Annotated in this window: 13 protein-coding genes; 3 read left to right on the top strand and 10 right to left on the bottom strand. The window is 50.8% G+C overall.

Annotation, left to right across the window (positions count from 1 at the left end; all coding sequences use genetic code 11):
- The first annotated feature begins 270 nt into the window (after nucleotides 1-270).
- The gene (locus tag ALO64_RS20950) at nucleotides 271-756 is read left to right on the top strand and encodes a hypothetical protein (protein ID WP_044345174.1); all 486 of its coding nucleotides are present in this window, start codon (nucleotides 271-273) and stop codon (nucleotides 754-756) included.
- A gap of 381 nt (nucleotides 757-1,137) precedes the next feature.
- On the opposite strand, the gene ALO64_RS20945 is transcribed toward ALO64_RS20950, so the two are convergent.
- From ALO64_RS20945 to ALO64_RS20925, 5 genes are all read right to left on the bottom strand, one after another.
- On the bottom strand, nucleotides 1,138-1,545 hold the full coding sequence (locus ALO64_RS20945) for a hypothetical protein (RefSeq protein ID WP_044345175.1): 408 nt from the start codon (nucleotides 1,543-1,545) through the stop codon (nucleotides 1,138-1,140).
- An 8-nt stretch (nucleotides 1,546-1,553) separates the two neighbouring features.
- A complete protein-coding gene (locus ALO64_RS20940; protein WP_044345176.1) occupies nucleotides 1,554-2,171 on the bottom strand; it encodes a recombinase family protein in 618 nt (205 codons plus the stop codon).
- Between the two features lie 72 nt (nucleotides 2,172-2,243).
- The gene (locus ALO64_RS20935) at nucleotides 2,244-2,642 is read right to left on the bottom strand and encodes a lysozyme inhibitor LprI family protein (protein WP_019740161.1); all 399 of its coding nucleotides are present in this window, start codon (nucleotides 2,640-2,642) and stop codon (nucleotides 2,244-2,246) included.
- Between the two features lie 8 nt (nucleotides 2,643-2,650).
- Nucleotides 2,651-2,956 carry a hypothetical protein gene (locus tag ALO64_RS20930; protein WP_044345178.1) on the bottom strand — a complete coding sequence of 102 codons (306 nt, stop codon included), beginning with the start codon at nucleotides 2,954-2,956 and terminating at the stop codon, nucleotides 2,651-2,653.
- Between the two features lie 18 nt (nucleotides 2,957-2,974).
- A complete protein-coding gene (locus ALO64_RS20925; RefSeq protein WP_044345179.1) occupies nucleotides 2,975-3,502 on the bottom strand; it encodes a hypothetical protein in 528 nt (175 codons plus the stop codon).
- A gap of 225 nt (nucleotides 3,503-3,727) precedes the next feature.
- Here ALO64_RS20925 and ALO64_RS20920 point away from each other — a divergent pair, with 225 nt between their 5' ends.
- Both ALO64_RS20920 and ALO64_RS20915 read left to right on the top strand, forming a co-directional pair.
- Nucleotides 3,728-3,982, top strand: a complete 255-nt coding sequence (locus tag ALO64_RS20920; protein WP_044345181.1) for a type II toxin-antitoxin system Phd/YefM family antitoxin — start codon at nucleotides 3,728-3,730, stop codon at nucleotides 3,980-3,982.
- The gene (locus tag ALO64_RS20915) at nucleotides 3,975-4,319 is read left to right on the top strand and encodes a type II toxin-antitoxin system RelE/ParE family toxin (protein WP_024650459.1); all 345 of its coding nucleotides are present in this window, start codon (nucleotides 3,975-3,977) and stop codon (nucleotides 4,317-4,319) included. The genes ALO64_RS20920 and ALO64_RS20915 overlap by 8 nt, the downstream gene beginning before the upstream one ends.
- 70 nt (nucleotides 4,320-4,389) lie before the next feature.
- Here ALO64_RS20915 and ALO64_RS20910 read toward each other — a convergent pair whose 3' ends face one another.
- The 5 genes from ALO64_RS20910 to ALO64_RS20885 all read right to left on the bottom strand — a co-directional run bounded on the left by ALO64_RS20910 (nucleotide 4,390) and on the right by ALO64_RS20885 (nucleotide 8,502).
- Nucleotides 4,390-5,019, bottom strand: coding sequence for a hypothetical protein (locus ALO64_RS20910; RefSeq protein ID WP_044345183.1), 630 nt, complete (start codon nucleotides 5,017-5,019; stop codon nucleotides 4,390-4,392).
- A gap of 423 nt (nucleotides 5,020-5,442) precedes the next feature.
- Entirely contained in the window at nucleotides 5,443-5,661 is a 219-nt protein-coding gene (locus ALO64_RS20905) for a hypothetical protein (protein ID WP_044345184.1), read from the bottom strand.
- Between the two features lie 18 nt (nucleotides 5,662-5,679).
- Nucleotides 5,680-6,099, bottom strand: a complete 420-nt coding sequence (locus ALO64_RS20900) for a hypothetical protein (protein WP_044345186.1) — start codon at nucleotides 6,097-6,099, stop codon at nucleotides 5,680-5,682.
- Nucleotides 6,100-6,555: 456 nt separating this feature from the next.
- Nucleotides 6,556-6,843 carry a hypothetical protein gene (locus tag ALO64_RS20895; RefSeq protein ID WP_024650466.1) on the bottom strand — a complete coding sequence of 96 codons (288 nt, stop codon included), beginning with the start codon at nucleotides 6,841-6,843 and terminating at the stop codon, nucleotides 6,556-6,558.
- Nucleotides 6,844-7,503: 660 nt separating this feature from the next.
- Nucleotides 7,504-8,502, bottom strand: coding sequence for a DNA-binding protein (locus tag ALO64_RS20885; protein WP_044345188.1), 999 nt, complete (start codon nucleotides 8,500-8,502; stop codon nucleotides 7,504-7,506).
- Nucleotides 8,503-8,733: the final 231 nt, after the last annotated feature.

Here is an 8,733-nt window from a genome sequence, read left to right as displayed (position 1 = left end):
GTTTTTTGCTATCAAGCTGGCTCCGAGTAGGGTGACTTGTCGCCCGGATCGGGGCCAGCCATCAAGCCAACGGCGCGATAGGCCTCTTCGATTTGATAGCAATCGGACGTGGCCAGCTCCAGCACCAGGTCAAATTCTGATAGCAAAAGGGTGATCAACAGGAGGCTGGCCGCGTGGCGTCAGAGGATATTGACTAAATAGGCAGCACTGCCTATTCTGCTTTGACAGGCAGTACTGCCTATCAACATTCGAATCCTGAAAGGAAATTTTATGTCCTCATCCATTGCCCGTATCCACGTCAACGGCGTCGAGGTCGGCTCATTGCCAGTCGAGGTCTATAACAGCATCGTCAGCACCACCCGCCAAGATCGCCGCCTTTACCTCGCTTATGCGTTTAGGGGAGTGGGTCTGATAGCGCGCCTGCTGGCACGCAGCATCGTCGCGGTACCGGGATTTTTGCTGTTGGCTTTCTCGTTCTTAGTCCTCGTTGACCCTGCATCGACCACGGATCTGATCACATCACTACGCGCTGCCACGCCTGAAGAAATCGCTGCGGGTTTGAAAGCGACTCTGCTATTTACGTGGGGATTAACGGTTTCTCTACTGCCAGCGGTATTGGCGATGTTCTGCCCTGGGCAGATTGCCTTCAAAAACCCGTTTACCGATTCAGTCAATCAACGGGTACGCAGTATGTTGGAGGTTCCAACCGAAGGGCGGTTGTTCGTGTTCATCGAAAATCCGTCTACCGCCGAGTGACGGCCAATGGACAATCGAGCTAGATACAAAACTTTGCTGGCTGAACACGACTTGACGCAGGCTGAGAGTGCGGCACTGATTTGCAGCTTTACCAAGCGGCCATGTGCCGTGCGTACAGTTCGTTCATGGCTGAATGACCCTGATAAGCCCAGCTCCTACCCATGCCCCGATTGGGCCGTTGAGGCCCTCGCAGACGCGATTAAAGAACGCGATCAAAACTGACTAGCAGGAGCGCAATGCTCCTGCAATTCCGGACGGACTGGAACATTGAAGCGCTCACGGAAGCCTTAGCGAACGTGAATTGATAGCAAACTTGAACCTGGCCGGCACTGATCGATGCTGACATTGATAGCAAATCTCTGTCGGTATCTCTCCCTTGGACTAATCGCGAGTCAAGTACAGGTAGCCGTAACCACCGATCAGGATTGCCCAAGCAAGACTATAATGGACGGATGGTTTGCCCCACCATTTTATCTCAAAGCAATGCTCAATCATTCCAACGCATCCCAACTGACTAAGCATAGGGCTAAGCGATAAAACCAAAGCAAACAGCGCGACGGGCAAAATATTGACAAGTGTAAGCGGCCATCTGTCGCTTACCTGCGACCAGAGCCCCAGTACTAGCAGAAACAGCGCAAACACGACACCAGTGATCAGCGTGAACGCAGCGTGTACGTCTACACCGATTGAGTCGGCTATATCTTTTGTGATTGCGTAACCTATCAACCCGAGTAACAAGATGATGCCTAGATATGCTTTAGGATTTGTATCGTTGTGATAGTTCTGCATATTGCCCCCTATTTTACTGTTGACTTGATTTCTTTTTTCACCCGGTAGACGGTGGCTACACCGCATCCAGCAAGCGTAGCAATTTCCAGAGCGGTAGCTGTAGGGTGTTTAAGCAATAGACGTTGTATCTCTGCCCATCGCTTTGCATTCCTCTGCTTGCCTGGGAGCTTCCAGTTAGGATCGGCGGCACGTTTGTTAGCAAACGCCTGCCGTATGCGTTGCACGCGCTTCTGGTGGCTTATGCGGGCCTGAGTAGCAACCAGATCCGTCACGAGGTCGCGTATGAGAGCGAGGTACTGACTCGGAACGCTGTCGTCCAGCTGCTGGTGAGTCGTGGGTAGATCCTCAACCACCAAACGCAGCTTTTGTTCGTGCAGCATAGCCTTCAGTGTGGTCCAGTCGTCCAGCTCCAGCCTTGACAGCCGGTCGATTGATTCGACCAACAGGATATCGCCGGGGTTAGCCTGACTAAGCAACCTCATTAAAACTGGCCGAAGGAGTTTGGTGCCGGTGAAATTCTCGCTGTACACCTCGGCCAATTCCAATCCGTGTTGCTGAACGAACTCCATCAGTAGAGGCTTGGCACGATCCGAATCTTGGCCTTTGGATGAAGCTCGTAGGTACATATGCACTCGCACAGAAAACCCTCTAAATGATGAATCCTATGGAGTGGCGCATTTCATCCTCAATCATGCTACTTATTCAACGTTGCTTTCACTTTCAAAGTGAGCAGGATCCCACGACTCCAAGGTCTTGATCCGTTCGACGGCATGACTCTTCAAGCACTCTTGATACGCAGTACCTCTATATGTTCCGGTATACGACGCGCTGACCGCGCTACAGTCCAGATCGCGGAACTTGTCCCAAGCCAACTGTGCGTCACGAAGCGCTTTAACCGCTTCGGCAACCTCTTCATGGGTAACGACATATTCAAACGTTTTTCGGAGTCGAGCGTCTGTCACTGCGGAATCCGCAGCCACACACAACTCGGAGTCGTTTGTGGTCTTCGCGAGTTTCAAACAGTCGTCAAGACTGCTCGCAGCCTGAACGACATTCGCGCAGGCCATTACAGCAAGTGCTATCAACGTGTTACGCATAGTGGTTCCTATCGTCCGAGAGAAGCAGCGTGAATCGCGTCACGCCGGTCGGCCAAAGCCTGGACTTTGGCCGCATAGTGTTTCTGGTACTGGCCGGGAGTCATACCAAGCGCTGTCCGACAAGCCGACTCCTCGTCGACACCTGCGTTGAAGTACTCAAGCGCCTCCTGATCGGTGCCGTAGCCTTTAACAAATTCCGCTTTCAGCGTAGCGAAGTCATTCTCACGAACAGCCGAGTGCCCCAGCTGCTGCGCGTAGTACAGATCGGCGGCACGGTCTAGTGTTGCTGCATCTTGGGTTTTTACGCTCATCATCTATCGCTCCGGTATGGTTCAGTCATGCAGATAGCCGCACGCTCGGAGCGCAACACCGAGGCGGAACATTGTTGAGTTCACCACATTTGCGCGCTCTGTTTCTAAAGCCTCCAGCACTGCCATATCGTAGCCAGGAGGTCCAAAGATCATGTCATGCACACGGCGGTCAAGGTCCTGAAAGCGCTTAACTAACTCCACACAGCTCTCATCAATGTCGAGCGGGACCGCTCTTTCCATGCCTATGCCCGATGGCTGCTTGCGGCGGATTGACTCTTGGTCTGCGTCGTCTGCCGACTCCGCTTCTTCCACTTTTTCCAGCTCAACATCCAAAAGGGTGCGCAGGTAATTGAGGACAGTGACGCTGATCAGCTTACGCTGATCGAGGTCGGCTAGATAAGCGCCCAGCTCCGTGCGCACCGCTTGCAAGTGCGTCGCTAGGTCGTGGCCGTCTTTTATGGTCCAAGCCCGCCGGTCAATTGCGTGGCGAGCATCCCCAATCACTGTCGGGCAGTCTTGAATACTGGGCGTGTTGTGGGAATCGCTCATAGGTATCTCTCTATCGTTAGAGGCACGTGGATTATCACATACCGAGATAAAACAATGATATGTGATAATCAATCATTTATCCGATTGAAAGATGGTAATTGATAGCTATAGCCACATCCGGCGCGACGGGTCAGTTATCTATAGATATGTGATAGCTCAAAAGGCTTTTATTTAGACCAAATTTAGTCTATAGTTTCGACCTCACTACCTTGAAGGAAATATTTCATGCGAGTTGAAACCATTAGCTACCTGAAGCGCCACGCAGCCGATCTACCTCTCGACGAGCCGCTGGTGGTCACACAAAACGGTGTACCAGCTTACGTAGTGGAATCATACGCACAACGCAAGCGGCGAGACGAGTCGATCGCCCTGGTGAAGCTGTTGGCAATCAGCTCCCGTGAGTACGCCCAAGGCAAGCATTGCTCCACTGACGAACTCAAAGCACGTTTAAATACCAGATTTACAAAGCAAAATGTCTGATATTTATATTCGCTACACCGATTTGGCACAAAGTAGCCTAGAAGATCAGGTTGAACACTTGTCCTTGTATCAAGACTTCACTCAGGCGATGCTACGCGTGAGCAATCTTATTGATACGATTCAAGATAAGTTACTATCTGCACCGCTGGGCTACCCGATAAGCCCCCAACTGAGCGACCTTGGGGTGCTGCACTATCGTGAGTTAAACACCGATGGGTATAGAGTTTTCTATGAGATTGTTGAAGCTGATAACGCTATCGTTGTGAAACTCGTCTTGGGCAGCAAGCAAAGTGTTGAAAGCGCTTTAATCCGATATTGTTTGCTGCAACCAATTTAATCAGCTACGGCACGATACGCTTTAGCGTATTGTGCTGTAGAGTCGCGTGCAGATAAACCTCGCACCATGCTCACCGTAGGTCGGTACGATCCGGCAACAAACAGAGCCCCAGGATCTCGGGGCGTTCTCTCACCGGCATTCCTGGGATCAGCCCCTTCCTAGGATCATCAGGCCATATCTTGTGTACCATATGGAACAACCGCATCAGGTAGTCGTCCTGTGTCGCCATATGCATGGCGTACCAAGGCTTGTCTACGAAGAGAGTAGTTGACAGTTCAATCGCCTCGACAAGCTCACGATGCTCATCAAGTCGCTTGTTTACAGAGTGTCCAAACTGCAACAGTTCGACAGTACTTTCGTTAACACCTTGTCGTTTCAAACGCTCAATTGCATATTTCCGGTCAATGTCTCGCTCTACGACTGCACATTCGACATTAACCTCGGTAAAAATTCCGTCGAAGTACTCGTAAACCAAATGGTCCGCAACGCCAATATCTTTGAAATATGCGGCGGGCCTAGCATGCTTGACAATTGAACCCGGTCCTTCCCGGTTATCCAAATCCTGGTAAACAAAGTCGTCATCGACAAGCAAAATCCTACCGTAAAATCGCTGATAACCACGCGTGCTCCTTGCATCGAGGGCATCATTCAGCTCTTGCTTAGAAACGAGCGCAATCGGATACTCATCATACCCTTTCATACTTAAGACTCCTTACTCTCTGGAGCACTACTATCGGCACTTAACTCTTTATCGCGCAATTCATTCATTCTCGACAGCTGCTCACTGATAGAGGTAAGCCCCAGGGTGATCATACAACCCGAGCAGATGATACTCAGACAAAGAAAGACATTCTCCATTTCAAACACCTCTCATAGATGGATGACGAACACTTTTATTTTCTGGCAACGCCCAAACTAAAGATTTGATTAAGGGATGCCACCGTAACACGTAATTAAACCTCGTCCTTTTTTCTACAACTTTGCCAGTACCGACTTCTAAAGTGAATTTATCCCCAGGGCGTGCCATACGCTGTCCATCACATGGCCCACCAACAACCAATAGTTTGATTGTTTCGTCTCTTACCTGATCAGCAGTCATTTTTGCAATATCGCCAGATTGATTTCATGTTGACTTTAAGTTCTTTTCTGCTTCAAGTCGTCGAACTATAATCGCCTCGGAAAGTTTGTCCTGAGCTCGCTCGGCCACGACCGCCCAATCTGAGCCTGCTTCAAAAGTATCACCGCCAATCAGCAATTCGATTGCTCGTAACTCTCGAAGACTAAAAAGCACCGGAACCTGTAAGTCAAGATCCTCTTTTTCATACTCAAAATATCCAGCCATGATGGGCTCTCCAATGAATTAGCGTAGTATACCCAAGACAGGAATAATATCTTGCGGCACTCTGCCTGTTAAGACGAGAAAGCGTCTCCATATTCCGTAAGGTGTTTTCTTGCTGCCATCCTTAAATGCCCGAATGCGCCTATCGTTTCCACTGCCATGAATACCCAACAGCATAGCTAACTTTGCATCAGTTCCATAGTCCGGGAAAAGGTCTTGAAAGTGCCTAAAATAAGCTTTGACCAATTCGGGTTCCGGAGCCTGCCAACCTTCATTTTCCCGCAACAGATGATCGCGACGATATATAGAATCATCTATCTGTGTCTGTGGTGAATAACGCTTAGCCCTTAGATTCATCTCTAATTGCTTGATCCCGTCTTTGATCCCTTGCTGGAAAATTACTTCCTGTTGATCTTCGATTGAAGGTACTAAAATTTTCATCTGTTTCACCTGTGGTCATTGAAAAGCGTAGGGGCCAAAATGGCCCCCTTGCTTACCGTGGCGACAACTCGATACGTCGAACGTCTGAAACACGGATATTGACTAAACTCAACGTGCCTGTTGCCAGTCTTTTCCAGTAACCTTGCTGATGAAAATACATCAGCACGTAGAAAAGATAGTCCGGCAGCAGTATGTCGATACGGTGTACTCGGATCCCGATATGTTCAGGATTAAAAGTCCGGGTTGGTTCGCCGCATCGCTCTGCTGAGCCCCGCCTAACAACCCAAAAATTAGCGTCTGGAAAGTTAGTACGGATAGTCGCAACCTCTGAAAGTCTCATCCCGTTCTCCGCGATGGCAACGGCTAGCCTTCTCGGATACGAGTGGCTTTCTGCGTGCCACCACAGAAACATTATAGGATCTAAGATCCTATCCATCAAGTTATTTTAGAGATTTATTATTCAAACAAATCTTTTTGCCCTGCCAGCTCGGACACTTGAATACACACAGAGTTAAGCTGATGTATAAGTGATTGCGAGCGACGTAAGTTTTCACGAAGCCGCTTATTCTCGGCACGCTCATCGGCTATTTCATCAGTGAGACGATCCAACTGGACAACGGCAGCCAAGAACGCCTTATTGCCTGTCGTCTCGCCAGTTAGGCGCTTAGCAGCATTAATCAGCGCGAACGGGGTTCCACGCAAAGTTAGAGTCGTTGTGTCAGTAGTATCAGTATCACCAGCCATTTAAAGACCTCCGACCGAACCGGACGAAGTGCCCGGAGCTCACGGAAATTATAGGATCAAAGATCCTATATGTCTACGACTTTTGCTATCAAATCTGCACCTGGTATCGCAGCTGGTCAGCGCGAAATGCTATCAGGTGGACTACGCATCAAGCAGCGTGCCAGAATACTGTATCTATATACAGATAGGTGCATCATGGCCAGATCATCACCGCCGTCCACTCTGCCTCCTTTCGAACCTGTGACCCTGACTGAGCTCCGGACGTTTTGGACGCGATACCCTAACGACGACATACGCAGGCTGATTCTGGAAGTCCAACGCTACCGGACCAAGCTCAAGGAGATTGATAGCCTGTATCAGACGACACAGACAGCTTGGCACAATAACGTCGGAGGTGAGCTGGTAGCCCTGAATTGGCTCAGAAGCGTCATGTTTGAAGAGAAGTTCCGTGTAGGCTGATTTCGTCTTTGGTCGAGTTCTCGCACGCGTAGCACAGTCCAGTAGAGGTCACGCCAGACAGGCCGCATTCATTGCATGCTTCCTCTGTACGCCGATGCGCCTCAAGCTGCTGATCACAGCATTCGCACAAATAGCCATCGACCAGTTCAATCACGCGCCCCTGATGGCCGCAACGGTCACACTGATGCATTACAGTCATGATCAATCCCCTTTCGCTTCGTTACCTGGCAATTGTGCCTTTGCTTTGCTCGTTTTCGCAGCTGGTTTCTGCGGTCGCTTCACCGGCGCTTTCACAGCCTCACTCAGCGCATCTTGAAGTGCCTTTATCTGCGCTAGGGCAGCTTGTTCACGGCCAAGGCCGTTGGCCTGGGCATCGTGAGCGGCCTTTAGCTCTTCTCGCATAGCCTTCACATCGGCCTTCGCTTGCGTCAGATCGTGAGCGCGCCCATCACTGACCGCGTTAGTCTCAGCGAGCGCGGCAGACAATGCGCGTACCTCTGTTCGCAACTCTTGGCAGACTTCAGCGTCGACCAAATGCTGCTTTTCCATCTGGTGCAGCGCACCAGTTGCCTGGGCCTCACGCTCTCTGGCCATTTGCTCAGACCGACGCTGCTCCTCCAACTGACCTTGGAGCAACTTGACCTGTGCGCTCGCGGTTGCAGCTGCCTCCTTGGCAGCTTTCTCAACCGCAGTTAACCGCTCGCGCACCTGGGCAAGCTCTACAGCCTGCTCCTGCTTGGCAGTCCTGACCTTTTCAAGCTCGATCACTAGCAGGTCGCGAGACTCTTGAAGGCTATCAAGCTGCTGTTCCAGGTCCTCAACCGTTTGAGCTGCGTCCACAAGCTCTCTGTCAGCCTGATCGCGCTGCTCACCCGCAGCGCGCACGACTTCAGCAGCACGCCGGTCACTGGCCTTCACAGCGCGATCATTAATCCCTAACGCCATAGAAGCCAAACGCGCTACCAACGCCTCAGAGACTTGGGCAAGCTCCTGTGCCACCTCGACAGGAAGTTCTGCAACGGGCTCTGACTCTGCCACCACGTGACTGGCTGCATGCTCATCCCAAACCTGTTTCAGCCGGTTAGGGTTGCCACCACCGACCTCCTTGCGCAGGGCGAAACCGGTAATCGCCCGACCAGCACTTTGCAGTGCCTTACCGGCCTCAATGATCTGTTCAGACGAGAAATCCGCAGGACGCATGACAAAACCCTCCAAGAGTGAAGTGCCAGTGTACCACAACAAACTAACAAACAAACTAATAAACAAACAAACAAACTAACTTGATTTGCTATCAGAATGTGACCTGATCTTGAAGCTGGCCACGCCCGATTGCTATCAAACCGAAAAGGCCTATCGCGCCGTTGGCTTGATGGCTGGCCCCGATCCGGGCGACAAGTCACCCTACTCTGGCCCAGCTTGATAGCAAAAAAC

The organism is Pseudomonas meliae, from assembly GCF_001400515.1.
In the GTDB taxonomy this organism is placed as follows: domain Bacteria; phylum Pseudomonadota; class Gammaproteobacteria; order Pseudomonadales; family Pseudomonadaceae; genus Aquipseudomonas; species Aquipseudomonas amygdali.
This window is presented reverse-complemented; position numbering and strand designations above follow the sequence as displayed.

Bases quoted from the DNA above. Each gene is read 5' to 3' on its own strand.
- ALO64_RS20915 (WP_024650459.1), top strand. From the start codon at position 3,975: ATGTCTGATATTTATATTCGCTACACCGATTTGGCACAAAGTAGCCTA.
- ALO64_RS20905 (WP_044345184.1), bottom strand. From the start codon at position 5,661: ATGGCTGGATATTTTGAGTATGAAAAAGAGGATCTTGACTTACAGGTT.
- ALO64_RS20930 (WP_044345178.1), bottom strand. From the start codon at position 2,956: ATGATGAGCGTAAAAACCCAAGATGCAGCAACACTAGACCGTGCCGCC.
- ALO64_RS20910 (WP_044345183.1), bottom strand. From the start codon at position 5,019: ATGAAAGGGTATGATGAGTATCCGATTGCGCTCGTTTCTAAGCAAGAG.
- ALO64_RS20940 (WP_044345176.1), bottom strand. From the start codon at position 2,171: ATGTACCTACGAGCTTCATCCAAAGGCCAAGATTCGGATCGTGCCAAG.
- ALO64_RS20925 (WP_044345179.1), bottom strand. From the start codon at position 3,502: ATGAGCGATTCCCACAACACGCCCAGTATTCAAGACTGCCCGACAGTG.
- ALO64_RS20920 (WP_044345181.1), top strand. From the start codon at position 3,728: ATGCGAGTTGAAACCATTAGCTACCTGAAGCGCCACGCAGCCGATCTA.
- ALO64_RS20935 (WP_019740161.1), bottom strand. From the start codon at position 2,642: ATGCGTAACACGTTGATAGCACTTGCTGTAATGGCCTGCGCGAATGTC.
- ALO64_RS20950 (WP_044345174.1), top strand. From the start codon at position 271: ATGTCCTCATCCATTGCCCGTATCCACGTCAACGGCGTCGAGGTCGGC.
- ALO64_RS20900 (WP_044345186.1), bottom strand. From the start codon at position 6,099: ATGAAAATTTTAGTACCTTCAATCGAAGATCAACAGGAAGTAATTTTC.
- ALO64_RS20945 (WP_044345175.1), bottom strand. From the start codon at position 1,545: ATGCAGAACTATCACAACGATACAAATCCTAAAGCATATCTAGGCATC.
- ALO64_RS20895 (WP_024650466.1), bottom strand. From the start codon at position 6,843: ATGGCTGGTGATACTGATACTACTGACACAACGACTCTAACTTTGCGT.
- ALO64_RS20885 (WP_044345188.1), bottom strand. From the start codon at position 8,502: ATGCGTCCTGCGGATTTCTCGTCTGAACAGATCATTGAGGCCGGTAAG.